We start from the raw sequence: 18,097 nt of genomic DNA, 5'->3' as shown, positions 1-18,097 counted from the left end.
GGAGCCGGTTGTTGCGGCTCCCTCATACATAAGGAAGACATTAATGAGTTGGCCGTTCCTTGCCGTATTCTTTTCCGGTTGGCTGTTCGTCGACGCCTCTTACCGTGGGCCGCGCTGGCAGCGCTGGGTGTTCAAACCCGTCACGCTGCTGTTGCTGTTGCTGTTGGCCTGGCAGGCGCCGGTGCTCAGCGCTGCGGGCTATCTGATCGTACTCGGCCTGCTGGCGACGCTGATCGGCGACGCATTGCTCCTGTTGCCGCGCGAACGGGTGCTGTACGCCATCGGCGCCTTTTTCCTGTCCCACCTGCTGTATACCCTGAGTTTCGCCAGCCAGATGACGTTCAGCCTGTTTTGGCCGCTGCCGCTGGCGTTGCTGGCGATCGGCGCACTGCTGCTGGCCACCGTCTGGACCCGGCTGGAAGAGATGCGCTGGCCAATCGTCACCTACGTGGCGATGACGCTGCTGATGGTCTGGCTGGCAGGTGAGCAATACTTCCTGCGCAGCACCGATTTCGGTTTTTCGCTGCTGACCGGCACCTCGCTGCTGCTGCTGGCCAACGTAGTTTGGCTGATCAACCGCTACCGCTTTACCTTCCGCGCGGCGGACGCCATCGTGGCCTTCTGCTACTTCTCCGGCCACTTCCTGATCGTGCGCTCGCTCTACCTGTAAATACCTGCCGCGGGTTCGGCGCGCCGAACCCGTTTCTTCATATTACGCCAGCGCTTTCAACGTCAGGGCATCATCAGCGCCCAGCTGGTTGCGATACAGATCGCCGTCGCGCGAGAAGAACGCCAGCGTGCTGCCATCCTCCCTCAGCAACGCGATGCCGTCCGGCGCCGGGCGCCAGCCCGCCACTTCGGTCGCAAACACGCTTTGCAGACAACGTTGCCGATCCACCAGCTGATAGCCGTTGGTCTCACTTTGCTCACTGGCCAGAAACTCGATTTGGCATTGCCGTTCACTGTCGGCAACCTGCCATTGCCCCGCCAGCGACTGCGCGGTCGGCAGCGCCAAACTGCCGGCCATTACCGCACTCGTCACCATCATGCCTCCCGCTGCCAGAGCGGTGCGCGTTAGATTACCTTTCATACCGGGCTCCCGCATGACGCCCGGCCGAGACAGCGCCGGGCGTTTCGTTGCTGTGTTACACGATAAAGTCGGTGGCAACGTCTACCTGGCCGACAATTTTCACCAGGAAGTCCGGCGCCTGATGGCCGCCGATGTTCACCGCCAGATCGGTCACGTTGTTGGACGCGTTGTAGCTGAGCAGCGCCTCACCGGCTGCGCCGCTGAAGTGATCGACGAAGTGGATGAAATCACTGCTATTCGCTTCTTTGTTGAAGAACGACAGGTCAATTTTGTCGATCCCTTTCTGGAAGTCGCGGATCCAGTCGGAAGCGCCCGGTGCGGACTCGCTGGCGGCAGTGTAGACGAAGGTATCCTGACCGGAACCGCCCCACAGCTCATCCGCCCCGCCGCCGCCGAACAGCACGTCATTGCCCGCGCCGCCTTTCAGCACGTTGTTGGCCGCGTTGCCGACGATCACGTCGTTACCGGAACCGCCAATGGCGTTTTCGATGGTTACACCGGCGGCGATCGACACGTTGCCCTTCAAACCGCCCACGTCGGAGAACGATTTCTCATTCAGGTTAATACGCTGGTTAGCGGTGTAACCGGAGAAGTCGAAGGTATCGTTGCCGCCCGCATCCCAGACCGCAAAGATCAGTTTCTGCGAGTTGCTGGTGGTGCTGAGGAAGTCACGACCGGTGTTGGAGTTGAAGCCATACACGGTGTCACCGGTGCGGGTCGACAGGTTAGCGCCATACAGGTGTTGAATGGCGGCAATGTCGTCCAGCAGCGGAGCGGCGGCGTAGTGACCGCCGTTATCGCCGCCGGTGTTGGTTTCACTCCAGTAGCTCATCAGGCTGAACTGACGGGTGTCTTCCGCATAGCTGGCGTCACGGTAGGTCGGGTTGCCTTCACCGGCGTTGTAATCGCCCGGATGGCTCAGACCCAGCGCATGGCCAATCTCATGGGTGAACGTCTGGCGGCCGTAGTCTTCGGTCGCCGGATGCTTCACGTTGGACTGGTTGACGTTGTACCAGGTCTGGCCGCCCAGATCCTGGCCCTGCCAAATGGTGTTCGGCAGGAAGGCGTAGGCCTGGGTGCCGTAATCATAGTGACCAGGGCGATCCTGGCTGTAGTTGCCGAAGGTGATGTTGGCCTTTTGCCCGGCCGCCACTTCGGTGAAGGTGATATTGGCGACGTCGGCCCAGGACTGCAGCGACAGCTTAGCCTGCTGCTGCTGTTCCGCGCTGAACTTGCTCAGCCCGGTGTCACCGGCGACGTTGGTGGCAGAGAACTTATAGTCCGGGAAGGAGAAGGTTAATTTGGCCGGTTGGCCAAATACCTTGTAACCGTTCCAGGTTTGGTTCTCACGGGTAATAAACAGCCCAGCTTGCTCGTTAGAAAATGAATCCTTGCCATTAATCTGAATCCCGTTGCCACGCTCATGATAATGCAGCAGGTCGGCTACAGCATCGTAGCCGGTTTTGGCGGCCGCGAAGTTGGACTCAGTAATTTCAATTGCCTTTTTAGTAGATTGCATTGGTTCGATTCCACTCATTACCTGATTGATATCAATCAGACAGATAGACATAACCTCCCCGTAAGCCACGGTTAATGAACCTTAAGCTTGCTGGAAGGGGCTTATGCGCCGTTGCCGGCAGTGTGTTAGGTAGAATTAATGCATATATATCAGCAAATAAGATCACCACTAAAAATGGTAATCGATTCCAATTATAGGCAGGGCCGCAAAACTGAACATAAAATAATCAACCATTTATTGACTCAACGAAAGATTGTTATGCTACTTTATCGCTATCTTTACAAAACAAATGAAACTCAACACCGATAAGTTGGCACCAAACTTCAATAGAAATGCGGCCTGCAGACACAAGCGAATAATGCTGGCTGCCCCATCACAAAAAGGTAAATTTTGCTAAAGCGTCATAGATTAATAACTCTTTATTATTAGGTCGGGCGACTTTTTAGTTTCTATAGGAATATTATTTTCTTATTTAAACTAACGGCGGCGAGCCGCTTTATCGAAATAGGTAATAAGGAAAGCCAATAGGTTGAAATTCGCATTATTCATTATTGAATGAATATTCCTGCATGCGCCTGAGCGCCGTTAGCAATAATTCTCATCCATCGCTTGACTCTGGAGTGGACTCCAGGGTGTAGAGTCGGACAAGCAAACCCGGTTAACAGCCCGAAGGGGGACGTTATGCTCAATCAGCAAAATCATAATCATCAGGAACATCACCACGCCGAAGGCGGGTGCGGCTGCAACCACAGCCACAGCAAAACGCAGCACGGCTGCAGCAGCGAGCCGAAAAACGCCGCCGCACAGACCGAACACGCTCACCACCATCACGATCATGGCGATAGCGGCTGCGGCACCGCCGCGCCCGACGATCCGGACGAGGAAAGCGACAGGCTGGCCGCCGCTCCCCCTTCCGGCAGCCAACGTTTCAGCTGGAAAGTCACCGGTATGGACTGCCCCAGCTGCGCCAAGAAAATTGAGAATGCCGTCACCGCCATCCCTGGCGTCGACAGCGCGCGGGTGCTGTTCGCCACTGAGAAATTGGTGGTAGACGCGCAGTCCGACATCAGCCAGCGGATCCAGGACGCGGTCGCCCAGGCCGGCTTTACCCTGCTCGGCGCGCAGACCGCCAAAGGCGCCGCGGAAAAAACCTCGCGCTTCGGCGAATTCGCGCCGCTGCTGCTGTTGACCTCGTTGATGGTCGTCAGCTGGGTGCTGGATCGGGTTAACCCGGAGCTGGGCCGCATCGCCTTTATCGCCACCACGCTGGTCGGGTTGGCACCGGTTGCCGCCAAGGCAGTGCGCCTGATCCGTTCCGGCACGCCGTTCGCCATCGAAACGCTGATGAGCGTGGCGGCCATCGGCGCGCTGTTCATCGGCGCCACCGCCGAGGCGGCGATGGTGCTGCTGCTGTTTATGGTTGGTGAACTGTTGGAATCCTACGCCGCCAACCGCGCGCGGCGCGGGGTGACGGCGCTGATGGAGCTGGTGCCGGAAGATGCGCTGCTGCTGCAAGGCACGGAGCGTAAACGCGTGCCGGTCGCCAGCCTGCGGCCTGGTGATGTGATTGAAATCGCCCCCGGCGCACGCCTGCCGGCCGACGCAGAGCTGCTCAATCCGTTCGCCAGCTTCGACGAAAGTGCCCTGACCGGCGAATCGGTGCCGGTCGAACGCCAACAGGGTGAGAAAGTGGCCGCCGGCAGCCTGTCCGTCGATCAGGCGGCGCAGATGAAGGTGATCTCCGAGCCCGGCAAAAATGCCATCGACCGTATTCTGCAGTTGATTGAAGAAGCCGAAGAGCGCCGTGCGCCGATCGAACGCTTCCTCGATCGGTTCAGCCGTTATTACACCCCGGCCATTATGCTGCTGGCGGTCGCGGTGATCCTGTTGCCGCCGCTGCTGTTCTTGCAGCCGTGGGATACCTGGATCTATCGCGGCCTGACGCTGCTGTTGATCGGCTGTCCATGCGCGCTGGTGATCTCGACCCCGGCGGCCATTACCTCCGGACTGGCGGCCGCCACGCGGCGCGGCGCGCTGATTAAAGGCGGCGCAGCGCTGGAACAGCTGGGGCAGGTGCAAACTATCGCCTTCGATAAAACCGGTACCCTGACCGAGGGCAAGCCGACGGTCACCGACGTGCTGCCGATCGGCGCCCTCAGCGAACAACGGCTGTTGCAGCTTGCCGCCGCGGTGGAAGCCGGCTCGCATCACCCGCTGGCGCAGGCGATCATCAACCGCGCCGCCGAGAGCGGAGCTGAGCTGCCGCTGGCGCAGGCGCGCCGCGCCCTGGCCGGCATCGGTGTGGAAGGCATCGTGGACGGCAAGACCGTGCTGATCAGCGCGCCGAGCAAGCTGGTGCCAGGCCTGCTCGACGCCCAATGGCAGAGCCAGGTGGACAAGCTGGAAAACGCCGGTAAAACGGCGGTGGTGGTGCTGGAAGACGGCGCGCCTATCGGTTTGCTGGCGCTGCGCGATACGCTGCGCGGCGACGCCAAACAGGCGATCGCCGAACTGAACGCGCTGGGTATTCGCGGCGTGATGCTGACCGGTGACAATCCGCGCGCCGCTGCGGCGATCGCCGGCGAACTGGGCCTCGACTATCGCGCCGGTCTGCTGCCGGAAGATAAGGTCAAAGCGGTCACCGAGCTGAGCGAACTACGCCCGACGGCGATGATCGGCGACGGCATCAACGACGCCCCGGCGATGAAAGCCTCCAGCATCGGCATCGCCATGGGCAGCGGCACCGACGTGGCGCTGGAAACCGCCGACGCCGCCCTGACCCACAACCGGCTGCTGGGCGTTGCGGAGATGATTCGTATCTCGCGCGCCACCCACGCCAACATCCGGCAAAACATCACCATCGCGCTGGGGTTGAAAGGGGTCTTCCTGATCACCAGCCTGTTGGGATTGACCGGGCTGTGGCTGGCAGTGCTGGCGGACTCCGGCGCCACCGCGCTGGTCACCGCCAACGCGCTGCGGCTATTGAGAAAGCGCCAATAACCTGGTGCCATACCGGGTTCCTCAATGGGAGCCCGGTATGATGAACTACAGCGCCGATACTACGGATATTGTCGGCGCGCATGTAAAACCCTCAACACCCGGATGTGAGTTTCCAGCACTTGATAAACCAAGAGATAATTGGGATGTAGAGGGATTTCATGCGTGCCATCCACTCTGCCACGCCGGAAAAGTCGAGGATGTCTGGCGGCGGGAATGACCGCCTCCATGATGAGAAGCTTCATTTTTCTGGCCGCCAAGGGATTATCATTGGCGATGAATCCCACAATCTCCGCCAGATCCCGACGAGCGGATCGAGTCCATTCGATGTTGAGCATTATGACTGCTTAGCTTTCATCCTGGCTTCTGCAGCAGCGATAACCGCATCCATTTCAGCCATCACCTCGTCATGAGGAATACCGGGCAGCGGCTCATCCATGGCTTCCTGAACGCTCTCAAGAAACCAGCGCTCATAGCCCTGTGTACGTTCCTCACTTTCCATCTTGGCAACCGTTGGCAGTAGTAAAATACTCATCGTTTGTCCCCTTCGAACGTTCCCCGATCGCAGGGAGCTTATCTTACAAGGCGATTAAAAACTATACACCTTTACGTAACAGATAACGGTATGGCACCTGTTCGGTCTCCTGCGCCACCAGCGTGTGTTCCATAAAGCGGCAGAACCCCGGGATATCGCGGGTGGTGGCCGGATCGTCGGCAATAATCAGCAGCGTTTCGCCGTTGTCCATATGGCGCACGGTTTTACGCACCATCATCACCGGTTCCGGACAGCGCAGCCCCAGCGCGTCGAGCGTCTGGTCCGCCTGGGCAAATAAGTCAGTCATGCAATTTTTCTCGTTCAAAAACGATCGGCGAACGCTCGCCGCATCTCATTAGCGCCTAGTTTACGCCGGTAGTTTTTCTGCGCAAGATGCGTTAACGTTTGCGTTAAATTTAACCATTGCATTGGTTGCGCAAACGCGTATCATGCCGCCGCGCAGCGTTTTTTGCTGTTTTAACAAGACACACTGGGTTCCCTCACCCCACTGCTAAAAAGGCTACAACATGTATTCGTTTACCGCACAGCAGCGCTTCACGGCGTTGGTCTGGCTTTCGCTGTTTCATATCGCCATCATTACCTCCAGCAACTACCTGGTGCAGCTGCCGATCACCGTTTTCGGCTTTCATACCACCTGGGGCGCTTTTACCTTCCCATTCATCTTCCTGGCGACCGATCTGACCGTGCGCATCTTCGGCGCGCCGTTGGCGCGGCGCATTATCCTGGCGGTGATGGTGCCGGCGCTGTTCATCTCCTATGTGATCTCCACCGTCACCTATCAGGGAGAGTGGCAAGGGTTTGCCGCACTGAGCAGCTTTAACCTGTTCGTGGCGCGCATCGCCGTGGCCAGCTTTATGGCCTATGTGCTCGGCCAGATCCTCGACGTGCACGTCTTCAACCGCCTGCGTCAGCGCAGTGCCTGGTGGGTGGCGCCGGCGGCGGCGATGTTCTTCGGCAACATCAGCGATACGCTGGCGTTCTTCTTCATCGCCTTCTACAAGAGCAGCGATCCCTTCATGGCCAACAACTGGGTGGAGATCGCGCTGGTGGATTACAGCTTCAAAGTCATGATCTGCCTGCTGTTCTTCCTGCCGATGTACGGCGTGCTGCTGAACATGCTGCTCAAACGCATCGCGGCGCGCAGCGGCGACCTGCAGCCAGGCTGAACCGTGCTATGCTGGGCGGCCCTATCCTCTGGAGGCCGCCGATGACTCCGCTCACCCGCACCGCCACGCTCGAAGAAATCCACCGTCTGTATCAACGCATCCCCGAATTCGGCGGCCTGCATAGCCTGGCCGATCTGCAACAGCGCATCGGCGCCGCCCCCGCCAGCCTGCTGATCGCCGAGATCGACGGCCAACCGGCCGGCTTCAAACTCGGTTATCAACGGCAGGAGACGGTGTTTTACAGCTGGCTGGGCGGCGTGCTGCCGGCGTTTCGTCGCCATGGCGTCGCGCAGGCGCTGCTGGCCGAACAAGAACGCTGGGCTCGGGCGCAGGGCTATCGCCAACTGACGGTCAAAACCCGTAATCGATTTCGCGCCATGCTGACGATGCTGCTCGCTCACCACTATCAGATTGTTCAGCTGGAAAAGAAAGGCGAAGTGGCTGATTATCGGCTATTACTGGAAAAAAACTTGTGACAACATCTGCCTTGCATTTCAACCTGGAATAGGTTGCGATACGACAGTAAATCCCTACCGGAAAGGAAGAAGGAAGCCCGATGCATAAAGTAGCGAAATTGATAGGTATCAGCCTGCTGGTGCTTGGCCTCGCGGCCTGCGACGGCAACACCAAAGACAGCTCGACGGCCAGCACCCAGGCCGGACAGCAGGTCAGCCTGCTGGGCGGCAACCTAGAGTTCACCCTGCCGGCGGGCATGGCGGATCAAACCAGCAAGTTGGAAAAACCGGCCAACAACATGCACGCATATGCTGACAGCACCAGCCAGCGCGCAGTGATTGTGATCCTCGGCGACAAGACCGCCGACAGTCTGGAAACCCTGGCCCAACGGTTGGAAAACAACCAACGCGCGAACGACGCCAATCTGCAGCTGATTACCAACAAGGCTATCGACGTAGACGGCGTGCCGCTGCGTCAGTTGGACAGCATCGTCACCAACAGTGGCAAGAAAGCTTACTCTTCCATTCTGGTTGGCGCACTGAACAACAACTTGCTGACCATTCAGATTTCGCTGCCAGCGGACAATCAGCAGCAGGCGCAGACCGAAGCCGAAGGTATCATCTCCACCCTGAAGCTGAAGCAGTGATCCCGCAGGGGCCGGTTTGCCGGCCCCTGAACGTTAGGCCAGCGCCTGCGCCAGCAGGGTGATCGGATGCTCGCAGCGCTTGCTGGTGGACATTTCGATCTGCCACTTGCAGGTCTCGCAATCGGTCACCACCAGATCCACCCCGCTCTCTTCTATCTGCCGGAACAGCGGCGCGCCGATGCCTTGCGACGTGGCATAGTTCTCCGACTTGAACCCGTAGGTGCCGGCGATGCCGCAGCACTGCGAATCCAGCACCACCAGCTCCAGCCCAGGTATCTGGCGCAACAACTCCAGGGTGTAGGCGGTCCAGCCCATTTTCTCCATATGGCAAGGCGTGTGGTAAGCCACCCGCAGCGGCGTGTGCTGCAGCGGCAGGCTGCGCCCCTGATTGATCAGGCGATAGAGATAGCGCGTCGCCAGCTCTACCCGATCGCGCACCGGGGTGGTGTCCACGTCCAGCAAATGGGGGTATTCGTCACGCAGGGTGAAGGTGCAGCTCGATGAGGTCGCCACCACCGGAATGCCGCGCTCCAGCACCGTTTCCTGCAGCGATTCGGCGTTGACCCTGGCCTGTTTTTTCGCCTGCTCGATAAACCCGTTGGCGATCAGCGGCACGCCGCAGCATTTCTCGCGCTTCAGCAACTGTACGCCGATATCCAGCGCGTTGAACACTCGGATCAAATCCTTGCCCAGCTGCGGGTGGTTGTAGTTGACGAAGCAGCCGTGGAAGAACGCCACCTGCTCGGCGTAACGCTGCTGGGCCTGCGCCTGTTGCCGGTACCAGCGGCGGAAGGTGCCGAACGAATACTTCGGCAGTTCGCGACGATGATCGATCTTCAGCGCCTTGTCCAACAGCTTGCGCACCGGTTTCAGCCCGGTGGCGGCGTTGACGATCGGCGCAAACGGCGTCGACAGCGATCCCATGATGTCGGTATGGCTAAGGATGGCGTCGCGCAGCGTCGGTTTGCTCTGGGCGAAGTCGGCACGGGCGCGTTGAATAATGTCGCCGATTTTGACGTCCGATGGGCAGGCCACTTCGCAGCGCTTGCAGTTGGTACAGTATTTCAGCGCTTCGTCATACAGCGCCGGGTCTTTCAGCCGCAGCCGTTCGCCGTCCGGCCCCGCCTGTTTCGGCCCCGGGTAGAGCGGGTTAACTTTGGCTACCGGGCAGTAGGTGGTGCAAACGGTGCATTTGATGCAGCTTTCAAAGCTGTGGTCCTGATGCAGGCTCATGCGTTCTCCTCCGCGGCGATCTGCTGCGCGACGTGCAGCGCCCCGATCAATGACACGCCGGCGCCGCAGCCCTGCTGCAGCGGATCGTAACCGCCGGCGACCGCGCCGATGGCATACAGATTGTCGAACGGCATCCCCTGTTTCATCGCCCGCAGCCTGCCGTCGGTGCGCACGCCGAACTGCAGATAAGGCTGCGGCGCGAACAGTTCGCGTTGGCTCCAGTCGGCACGATCCGCGCGGCTGTGCACGTCCAGCCCGAAGATAGGCTCACGCACCCGGTCGAACTCCGCTACCAACCCGTTGCTGAAGAAGCTGCCGCTGGCCAGCACCACCTGCTGCGCCCGCAGCGGAATATCGCCATGGTTGCGGGTGTACAGGCCGGTGACGCAGCCGGCTTCGCACTCGGCGCGCACTACGCTGTCACCCGGCATGAAAACGCCACCCAGCTGCTGGAGACGCCGCCGCAGCGCCTGATGCAAGCGCATGCCGGGCACCGAAGGCGGCAACGTCGGCAGCAGTCGGATCGGCTTGCCGACCGCATCCTGCAGCACCGCCAGCGACGCATCGTCCTCCAGGCCCAGACAGGCCGGCAGGAAGAGCGCCTCGGCCTCACCCGCCAGCCGCCGCAGCTCTTCGGCCATCGGCGGCAGGCTTTCCATCAAATCCAGTACCCGGGCGATGTTCACCGCGCGGAACTCACTGGGGTTATTGCGCAATCGGTCCAGCGCCGGCACGTGCAGATAGGCTACGTCCGTCTGCACGCCGAGCTCCCGGCTTAAGGAGTCGGCAGCCATCTGCGGCTGGAAGTCGAGGAACCCTTCGATGCCGATCACCGCGATGCGCCGCCAGGGCAACTGGCCGGTCAGCGGCAGCGTCGGGATCGCCTGCGGGCTGAGCCAGGTGGCGCGGCGCGTGCCGAGCGGCGTAATGCGCAGATGGTTTTTGGTCCCCTCACCCTGCAGGTTCAGCCCGCAGCGTTCCAGCAGCCGTTGCGCGGCGGCGGACAGCGCCGCCACCCGGCCGGGGCCAATCAGAGAATACGGATGCTGCGGCGCCTGCTGCGCCAGCTGCGGCAACGCCGCCAACGGCATCTCGACCGGCGTGCCGTCCGGCAATCTCGCCAACAGGTCGAGCGAACCGGAGGAGAAGTAGAGCGCGCTCTGGCCAGAACTGACCACCGCGCAGCGCTTGCCCTGCTCGGCCACGGCAATGGCGCAGCTCAGGCCCGCCAGGCCGCCGCCAATCACCACTACGTCAAATCGCATCATCCGCCTCCTGCCCCTTGTCGGCCTGGGCCTCAAGCCCGCATAACCCTTGATAAACCCAGCTGGTAAATTCGCTCTCGCGCAGCGCATCGCCCCAGGCGATCGGCCGAACACCTTTCCATCGTTCGTTGAGGAACTGCGACAGCTGCGCGATGGACTGCTGCGGCGTGCTGACGTTAAAGCGCGTCAACAGCCCGGCGGCGCGACAGGCGCAGAGTTCCCCCTGGCAGGTGCCCATGCCGACGCGGGTGCGGCGGCGCAGATCCACCAGGTTATTGACGGTCAGCGAATTGACCGCATAGCGCACCTCCCCGGCGGTCACCGCCTCGCATTCGCACACCAGGCTGGTGTCGAGCCGATCGGCCGCCGGCACCTGGCTGGCGCGATCGCCGTGCCGGTAAATCGCCGAACCGCGAATGCTGGCGGGCAGAGAAACTACGCGGCGCACCGTTTCCTCCGCCGACTGACGGGATCCCGGCAACGCGTCCTGCGCAGTGGTGCACGGGCTGTTTACCCCGAGCTTTTCGCACACCTTGTCGGTGGCCCACTCCGCCATCAGGCGGTAGGTCATCAGCTTGCCGCCGGTGATGGTGATGAACCCTTCCAGCCCGTCGCGGGCGGCGTGATCGAGCAGCACGATGCCGCGGCTGACGTTGCGCCCGCTGGGATCGTCGTCGCTGGCCACCAGCGGCCGCACCCCGGCGTAGGCGCGCAAAATGCGGGTCTGCGCCAGAGTGGGCGCCAGCAGCGCCCCTTCGCGGATCAGAATGTCCACCTCCTGCGGGGTCACCAGCATGTTGTCAATTTGGTCGTAGTCGATATGGGTCGAGGTGGTGCCGATCAGCGAGATGGTGTCGCCCGGCACCAGGATGTCGGCGTCCGCCGGTTTGCGGCAGCGGTTGATCACCATGTTGTTGATGCGATGGCCGAGGATCAGCAGCGCCCCCTTGGCCGGGAACATGCGGATGCGCAAATCGGCGTATTCGGCGATCTGCTGGCCCCAGATGCCGGCGGCATTGACCACCACCGGCGCGTGCAGCTCATAGCGCCGCTGACTCTGATGGTCGTAAACGCGCACGCCCGTCACCCGATCGCCGCTGCGCAACAATCCCACCACCTGGTGGTAGGTCAGGATCTGCGCGCCGTGTTCGCGCGCGTCCAACATGTTGGCGGCGGTCAGCCGGAAGGGATCGACGGTGCCGTCCGGCACGCGCACCGCGCCGATCAGCGCGGGGTTAGCCGCCGGCTCCAGCCGCAGCGCCAGCTGCGGGTCGATCGCTTCGGCGTCGATGTCGGCCTGGCGACAGGCGGCGATAAACTGTTGCTGATACTCCAGCGAGTCCTGCGGCAGGGTGATGAACAGCCCATCGGTGCGCTCGATACAGTGATGCGCGATGCGTTTCAGGATGCGGTTCTCTTCGATGCACTCGCGCGCCGACTCGCCGTCAGTCACCGCATAGCGCGCGCCGCTGTGCAGCAAGCCGTGGTTGCGGCCGGTGGCGCCGGTGGCGATGTCATGACGCTCCAGCAAAATGCAGCGCAAGCCGCGCCGCGCACAATCGCGGGCAATGCCTGCGCCGGTGGCGCCGCCGCCGATGATGATCACATCCGTTTCGCCGCCGTCAAAATAGCTGCTCATTTCGCTCCCTCAGGATCGGTAGTTATGAGCCTATTGAGCCACGGTTATTAGGGTCTTTGTTTGATAAGGAACAAGAACGAACATGAAACGAAATAAAAATGTCCACAAAAAACCATCAATGTGATCATAATCACGATTTTTGGACGTTTTTCTATTTCATAACGTTAACGAATCGCTCAAAATCCGCCGTGGTTTCATGAAAGTGTAACAATTGCGCCATTCGTCACAGCGACACCAGGCGTATTTGATGACAATGGCGCTCGTTATGGAACACAAAAACACCACATTCGATATCCGCTCAATCATCAAATGAACGTAAAAGGTCATATTGATGTGATAACAGATAAAGCCATCGGAGGCGCTCATGTTGAGTATTTTTAAGCCGGCCGCACACATCGCCCGTGTGCCGAGCGATAAGGTAGACCCGCTCTACCGTAAGCTGCGCTGGCAAATTTTCCTGGGGATCTTCTTCGGTTACGCCGCTTACTATCTGGTGCGTAAGAACTTCACCCTGGCCATGCCTTACCTGATCGAACAAGGCTTCAGCCGCGGTGACCTCGGCTTCGCGCTGTCGGGCATCTCCATCGCCTACGGCTTCTCCAAATTCATCATGGGCTCGGTCTCCGACCGATCCAACCCGCGGGTATTCTTGCCAGCCGGCCTGATCCTGGCGGCGGCGGTAATGCTGTTCATGGGCTTCGTGCCGTGGGCAACCTCCAGCATCGCCATCATGTTCGTCCTGCTGTTCCTGTGCGGCTGGTTCCAGGGCATGGGTTGGCCGCCGTGCGGCCGCACCATGGTGCACTGGTGGTCGCAGAAAGAACGCGGCGGCATCGTTTCCATCTGGAACTGCGCCCACAACGTGGGTGGCGGCCTGCCGCCGCTGCTGTTCCTGCTGGGTATGGCCTGGTTCAACGACTGGCACGCGGCGCTGTACATGCCGGCCTTCGGCGCCATCCTGGTGGCCCTGATCGCCTTCGCCCTGATGCGCGACACTCCGCAATCCTGCGGCCTGCCGCCGATTGAAGAGTACAAAAACGACTATCCGGACGACTACAGCGAAAAAGACGAAGAAGAGCTGACCGCCAAGCAGATCTTCATGCAGTACATCCTGCCGAACAAGCTGCTGTGGTACATCGCGGTCGCCAACGTGTTCGTCTACCTGCTGCGTTACGGCATTCTGGACTGGTCGCCGACCTACCTGAAAGAAGTGAAGCACTTCGCGCTGGACAAGTCTTCCTGGGCCTACTTCCTGTATGAGTACGCCGGTATTCCAGGCACTCTGCTGTGCGGCTGGATGTCGGACAAGGTGTTCAAAGGCAACCGCGGCGCCACCGGCGTGTTCTTCATGACGCTGGTGACCATCGCCACCGTGGTGTTCTGGATGAACCCGGCCGGCAACCCGACCGTGGACATGATCTGTATGCTGGTCATCGGCTTCCTGATCTACGGCCCGGTCATGCTGATCGGCCTGCATGCGCTGGAGCTGGCGCCGAAGAAAGCCGCCGGCACCGCCGCAGGCTTCACCGGCCTGTTCGGCTACCTGGGCGGCTCGGTTGCGGCCAGCGCCATCGTCGGTTACACCGTGGACTTCTTCGGTTGGGACGGCGGCTTTATGGTGATGATCGGCGGCGGCGTGCTGGCGGTTATCCTGCTGCTGCTGACCATGCTGAACGAGAAGAAACACCACGCGGAAATCGCTGCCGGCAAGCGCGGCTAACCGTCACACGACTTTTGCATGATTTAAAGGCCGCCCTGCGGCCTTTTTACTACCCTGCCCCCAACAACACGGAGAAAACGGAATGCGGACTCAAGTCAAAGCCCTGCTGACAGGGATCATTCTCGCCACCTCAATGGTCAGCGCCGCGCAGGCGGCGGACAAAGTGGTGATCGCCCACCGCGGTGCCAGCGGCTACCTGCCGGAACACACCCTGCCGGCGAAGGCGATGGCCTATGCGCAGGGCGCCGATTACCTCGAGCAAGACCTGGTGATGACCAAAGACAACGAGCTGGTGGTGCTGCACGACCACTACCTCGATCGCGTCACCGACGTCGCCGAACGCTTCCCGGATCGCGCGCGTAAAGACGGCCGCTACTACGCCATCGACTTTACGCTGGCGGAGATCAAATCGCTGAAGTTCACCGAAGGTTTTGAAATCGAAAACGGCAAGAAGGTGCAGGGCTACCCTGGCCGCTTCCCGATGGGCAAATCCGACTTCCGCGTACACACCTTCCAGGAAGAGATCGAGTTCGTGCAGGGTCTGAACCACTCGACCGGCAAAAACATCGGCATCTACCCTGAAATCAAGGCACCGTGGTTCCATAAGCAGGAAGGCAAAGACATCTCCAGCAAAGTACTGGCGGTGCTCAAGCAGTACGGCTACACCGGCAAGAACGACAACGTCTACCTGCAGTGCTTCGACGCCAACGAGCTCAAGCGCATCAAGAACGAGCTGGAGCCGAAGCTGGGCATGGATCTGAAGCTGGTGCAGCTGATCGCCTATAACGACTGGCAGGAAACCTACGAGCAGAAAGCCGACGGCAAGTGGGTGGAATACGACTACGACTGGATGTTCAAGCCGGGCGCGATGAAGAAAATCGCGCAGTATGCCGACGGCATCGGGCCGGACTACCATATGCTGGTGGTAGCGGATAAATCCAAGCCGGGCCACATCGTGCTGACCGACATGGTGAAAGAAGCGCACGCCAGCAAGCTGGCGGTGCATCCGTTCACCATTCGCGCCGATGCGCTGCCGAAGTACGTGACCGACGTGAATCAGCTGTATGACGTGATTTACAACCAGGCCGGCGTTGACGGCGTGTTCACCGACTTCCCGGACAAGGGCGTGCAGTTCCTGCAGAAGCAGGGCCAGCACAAATAATGCCAAGGGCGCCGCAAGGCGCCCTTGTTATTTCAGAGGAACATTTTACGCAGGTAGTGCGGCACCGCGTTGTCGACGTTGGAGCCGATCACCTCCAGCTCCGGCAGCATATCCTTCAGGCGCTGATGCGCGTCGCGCATGATGCAGCCCTTGCCGGCCATCGACAGCATCTCCAGATCGTTCATGCCGTCGCCGAAGGCGATGCACTCTTGCAGCGTATAGCCGATGATCTTGGCCACTTCTTCCAGCGCATGCCCTTTCGACACGCCGCCCGCCATCACTTCCAGGCAGGTCGGGAACGAGAAGCTGACGTTGACCCGATCGCCCCAGCGCGCGTTGATGGCGTCTTCCACCTGCAGCAACCGCTCATGGTCTTCACAGGTGAAGTAAACCTTGCAGACGCCGTCGGTTTCCAGCAGGCCCGGCTCGAACAGTTGATATTTGAACACAGATTCCTGGAAGAACTCTTCCTGCTCCGGGCTCTCGCGGTTGATGAACCAGTCATCGTTACGGTAGACGTTGGTGGTGATCTCCGGATCGTCGTGCAGCATGCCGTACAGATCGCGGGCGATATCCCCATCCAGGTTATGGCTGAAGATCAGCTCGCCGGCGGTATTGTGCACCCGCGCGCCGTTGGAGGTGATCATAAAGGCGCTGATCTCCAGGCTGTCGCGGATCTGCGCCACGTCGATATGGTGGCGGCCGGTGGCGAACACGAAATGCACGCCGCGCTGGGTCAGCAACTTCAGCGTTTCTTTGGCGTACGGCGACAGGGTATGGTCGGGAGACAGCAGCGTGCCATCTAAATCGGAAGCGACGACGTGATACATAGCGTTATGTTCTAACCTCTGATGGAGTTGTCGGCGGCAGCGCACCGCCTAAGTGTTGAGCAAAGAAGCGCAGAATTGCGTTCAGTGCTTCGGCGCGCATCGCGTCCCGCTCGAACAGGATCTCATGGCGTGCGCCGTTGATAACCAACGGGAGCTCCCCTTCGCAAGGGCGCCCCGCGTCTGACAGAGCCTGACAAAAAGCCTGGTGCGAACGGTTGTCGACCACTCGTTCCTCACCGGCTTGCAAAAGCAACAGCGGCGTTGTTATCTCCCCGGCCTGCGCGATAATCTGCCGGCCGGCACGAATGCTCTCCCGCACCCAATGGTAGGTCGGCCCGCCCACCTGCAGCTCGGGATAATCGGCGTAATAGCGCAGGCTGCGCCGGTAGCGCTCGCGGCTGTGGGTCAACACGTTGACCACATAGGGCAGCGGACGCCACTGGCCGGTGCCCACCGCGTAATAGTCGCGGATCGCCGGGCGCGCCTCCGCCCAGTCGAGAATGCGATCGGCGAGCCAGCCCGGCATCGGCAACTGAATGCCGAACATCGGCGCGCAAAACGCCGCCGCGTCGAACGCCTGCGGCCGACGCTGCAGGAACCGCGCCAGGATCGCGCCGCCCATCGAATGCGCCAGCGCGAAGCGCTGCCGGTAACCGCGCGATTCGACCTCGCGCAGCCAAAGTTGCTCGAAATCGTCCACGTAGTCGTCGAAGTTTACCACATGACCGCGGTGCGTATCCGCCAGTAAACGCCCGGAACGCCCCTGCCCGCGATGATCGACGATCACCACGTCGTAGCCGCAGTGGAACAGGTCGTAGGCCACCTCAGGGTATTTCACGTAGCTTTCGATGCGGCCGGGGCTGACCACCACCACCCGCTGATGCCGCGCGGAACGAAAACGCACAAAGCGGATCGGCACGCCGTCCACACCGCTGAACTCGCCTTCTTCGCGCTGCCGCCAGAAGTCCAGCAGCGGCCCGGTGGCGAAGGCGGCGAACTGCGTTTCACGCGTTAACCAGTCATCGGAGCTGAGAGTGAACGAGGTCATCGAGAGCGTTTTCCCTGTGGGGCCGGCGGAAAATGTGACCGCTGGCACAAGAAATCATACTAGCGTATTGTGATTCAATTCTTACAAAAAACGGCGCCGCCTCGGCGCATTGTGGCACAAAACGACACTTTCAGGGAGCCGAGAACCATGACCTTGGACTGGTGGTTAACCTACCTGCTGACCACGCTTATCCTCAGCCTGTCCCCCGGCTCAGGCGCCATCAACACCATGAGCACCGGCATCAGCCACGGCTATCGCGGCGCCGCCGCGTCGATCGCCGGGCTGCAGGTCGGGCTGAGCGCGCACATCGTGCTGGTTGGCATCGGCCTCGGCGCGCTGATTTCTCAATCGCTGCTGGCGTTCGAGCTGCTGAAATGGCTGGGTGCCGCCTACCTGGTGTGGCTCGGCATCCAGCAGTGGCGCGCCGCCGGCGCGCTGGATCTGCATGCGCTGGCGGGCAGCATGCCGCGCCGCCGTCTGTTCCGCCGCGCGGTGCTGGTCAACCTGACCAACCCGAAAAGCATCGTGTTTCTCGCCGCGCTGTTCCCGCAGTTCATTCTGCCCAATCAACCGCAGGCCGAGCAGTATCTGGTGCTCGGCGTCACTACCGTGATAGTGGATATTCTGGTGATGATCGGTTACGCCACCCTGGCGACGCGCATCGCCGGCTGGCTGAAGACTCCGCGCCAGATGCAGCTGCTCAACCGGCTGTTCGGTTCGCTGTTCATTCTGGTGGCCGGCCTGCTGGCGACCGCACGCAAAGCCTGACA

Annotated in this window: 18 protein-coding genes; 8 read left to right on the top strand and 10 right to left on the bottom strand. The window is 60.6% G+C overall.

Going from position 1 to position 18,097, the window contains the following annotated elements:
- The first annotated feature begins 43 nt into the window (after positions 1-43).
- Positions 44-670 (top strand): lysoplasmalogenase, encoded by a 627-nt coding sequence (locus ACRAWE_RS21765; protein ID WP_019452518.1) that lies wholly within the window; start codon positions 44-46, stop codon positions 668-670.
- A gap of 42 nt (positions 671-712) precedes the next feature.
- Here the strand turns inward: ACRAWE_RS21765 and ACRAWE_RS21760 are convergent, their stop codons facing one another.
- Entirely contained in the window at positions 713-1,090 is a 378-nt protein-coding gene (locus ACRAWE_RS21760; protein ID WP_025160390.1) for an AprI/Inh family metalloprotease inhibitor, read from the bottom strand.
- A 55-nt stretch (positions 1,091-1,145) separates the two neighbouring features.
- Positions 1,146-2,609 (bottom strand): serralysin family metalloprotease, encoded by a 1,464-nt coding sequence (locus tag ACRAWE_RS21755; protein ID WP_019452520.1) that lies wholly within the window; start codon positions 2,607-2,609, stop codon positions 1,146-1,148.
- A 681-nt stretch (positions 2,610-3,290) separates the two neighbouring features.
- Between ACRAWE_RS21755 and ACRAWE_RS21750 the strand changes: the two genes are divergently transcribed.
- Positions 3,291-5,609, top strand: coding sequence for a zinc/cadmium/mercury/lead-transporting ATPase (locus tag ACRAWE_RS21750; protein ID WP_432525875.1), 2,319 nt, complete (start codon positions 3,291-3,293; stop codon positions 5,607-5,609).
- Between the two features lie 59 nt (positions 5,610-5,668).
- Here ACRAWE_RS21750 and ACRAWE_RS21745 read toward each other — a convergent pair whose 3' ends face one another.
- The 3 genes from ACRAWE_RS21745 to tusA form a co-directional block, all read right to left on the bottom strand.
- Positions 5,669-5,944: a type II toxin-antitoxin system mRNA interferase toxin, RelE/StbE family gene (locus ACRAWE_RS21745; protein ID WP_019452522.1), complete on the bottom strand. Its 276-nt coding sequence runs from the start codon at positions 5,942-5,944 to the stop codon at positions 5,669-5,671.
- Complete coding sequence (gene relB / locus ACRAWE_RS21740; RefSeq protein WP_019452523.1) at positions 5,944-6,141, bottom strand: type II toxin-antitoxin system RelB family antitoxin; 198 nt, start codon at positions 6,139-6,141, stop codon at positions 5,944-5,946. The genes ACRAWE_RS21745 and relB overlap by 1 nt, the downstream gene beginning before the upstream one ends.
- A gap of 61 nt (positions 6,142-6,202) precedes the next feature.
- A complete protein-coding gene (gene tusA / locus ACRAWE_RS21735) occupies positions 6,203-6,448 on the bottom strand; it encodes a sulfurtransferase TusA (protein WP_004934314.1) in 246 nt (81 codons plus the stop codon).
- Positions 6,449-6,668: 220 nt separating this feature from the next.
- On the opposite strand from tusA, the gene ACRAWE_RS21730 reads away from it, so the two are divergent.
- The 3 genes from ACRAWE_RS21730 to ACRAWE_RS21720 all read left to right on the top strand — a co-directional run bounded on the left by ACRAWE_RS21730 (position 6,669) and on the right by ACRAWE_RS21720 (position 8,430).
- Complete coding sequence (locus ACRAWE_RS21730) at positions 6,669-7,328, top strand: 7-cyano-7-deazaguanine/7-aminomethyl-7-deazaguanine transporter (protein ID WP_063918197.1); 660 nt, start codon at positions 6,669-6,671, stop codon at positions 7,326-7,328.
- Between the two features lie 41 nt (positions 7,329-7,369).
- Positions 7,370-7,804 (top strand): GNAT family N-acetyltransferase, encoded by a 435-nt coding sequence (locus tag ACRAWE_RS21725; RefSeq protein WP_019452526.1) that lies wholly within the window; start codon positions 7,370-7,372, stop codon positions 7,802-7,804.
- 80 nt (positions 7,805-7,884) lie between these two features.
- Positions 7,885-8,430, top strand: coding sequence for a DcrB family lipoprotein (locus tag ACRAWE_RS21720; RefSeq protein WP_432525874.1), 546 nt, complete (start codon positions 7,885-7,887; stop codon positions 8,428-8,430).
- Between the two features lie 33 nt (positions 8,431-8,463).
- Here ACRAWE_RS21720 and glpC read toward each other — a convergent pair whose 3' ends face one another.
- From glpC to glpA, 3 genes are read right to left on the bottom strand one after another with little or no spacing between them, the layout of a single operon-like run.
- Positions 8,464-9,663 carry an anaerobic glycerol-3-phosphate dehydrogenase subunit GlpC gene (gene glpC, locus ACRAWE_RS21715; protein WP_019452528.1) on the bottom strand — a complete coding sequence of 400 codons (1,200 nt, stop codon included), beginning with the start codon at positions 9,661-9,663 and terminating at the stop codon, positions 8,464-8,466.
- On the bottom strand, positions 9,660-10,928 hold the full coding sequence (glpB, locus tag ACRAWE_RS21710) for a glycerol-3-phosphate dehydrogenase subunit GlpB (protein ID WP_019452529.1): 1,269 nt from the start codon (positions 10,926-10,928) through the stop codon (positions 9,660-9,662). The genes glpC and glpB overlap by 4 nt, the downstream gene beginning before the upstream one ends.
- Entirely contained in the window at positions 10,918-12,567 is a 1,650-nt protein-coding gene (gene glpA / locus ACRAWE_RS21705) for an anaerobic glycerol-3-phosphate dehydrogenase subunit A (protein WP_019452530.1), read from the bottom strand. The genes glpB and glpA overlap by 11 nt, the downstream gene beginning before the upstream one ends.
- A 364-nt stretch (positions 12,568-12,931) precedes the next feature.
- Between glpA and glpT the strand changes: the two genes are divergently transcribed.
- Together glpT and glpQ are read left to right on the top strand one after the other, a co-directional pair.
- Positions 12,932-14,287, top strand: coding sequence for a glycerol-3-phosphate transporter (gene glpT, locus ACRAWE_RS21700; protein ID WP_004934295.1), 1,356 nt, complete (start codon positions 12,932-12,934; stop codon positions 14,285-14,287).
- Positions 14,288-14,369: 82 nt separating this feature from the next.
- On the top strand, positions 14,370-15,449 hold the full coding sequence (gene glpQ / locus ACRAWE_RS21695) for a glycerophosphodiester phosphodiesterase (protein ID WP_019452531.1): 1,080 nt from the start codon (positions 14,370-14,372) through the stop codon (positions 15,447-15,449).
- 32 nt (positions 15,450-15,481) lie between these two features.
- On the opposite strand, the gene yigL is transcribed toward glpQ, so the two are convergent.
- Positions 15,482-16,279, bottom strand: coding sequence for a sugar/pyridoxal phosphate phosphatase YigL (yigL, locus tag ACRAWE_RS21690; RefSeq protein ID WP_019452532.1), 798 nt, complete (start codon positions 16,277-16,279; stop codon positions 15,482-15,484).
- A 4-nt stretch (positions 16,280-16,283) separates the two neighbouring features.
- Positions 16,284-17,327, bottom strand: coding sequence for a lysophospholipase L2 (gene pldB / locus ACRAWE_RS21685; RefSeq protein ID WP_432525872.1), 1,044 nt, complete (start codon positions 17,325-17,327; stop codon positions 16,284-16,286).
- Positions 17,328-17,474: 147 nt separating this feature from the next.
- Between pldB and rhtB the strand changes: the two genes are divergently transcribed.
- Positions 17,475-18,095 (top strand): homoserine/homoserine lactone efflux protein, encoded by a 621-nt coding sequence (gene rhtB, locus ACRAWE_RS21680; protein ID WP_019452534.1) that lies wholly within the window; start codon positions 17,475-17,477, stop codon positions 18,093-18,095.
- Positions 18,096-18,097 lie beyond the last annotated feature (2 nt).

It is taken from the genome of Serratia sp. BFP-2025 (genome assembly GCF_050880365.1).
GTDB lineage: Bacteria > Pseudomonadota > Gammaproteobacteria > Enterobacterales > Enterobacteriaceae > Serratia > Serratia surfactantfaciens.
The sequence above is the reverse complement of the archived record's forward strand: the minus strand, read 5'-3'. Positions and strand labels throughout refer to the sequence as shown.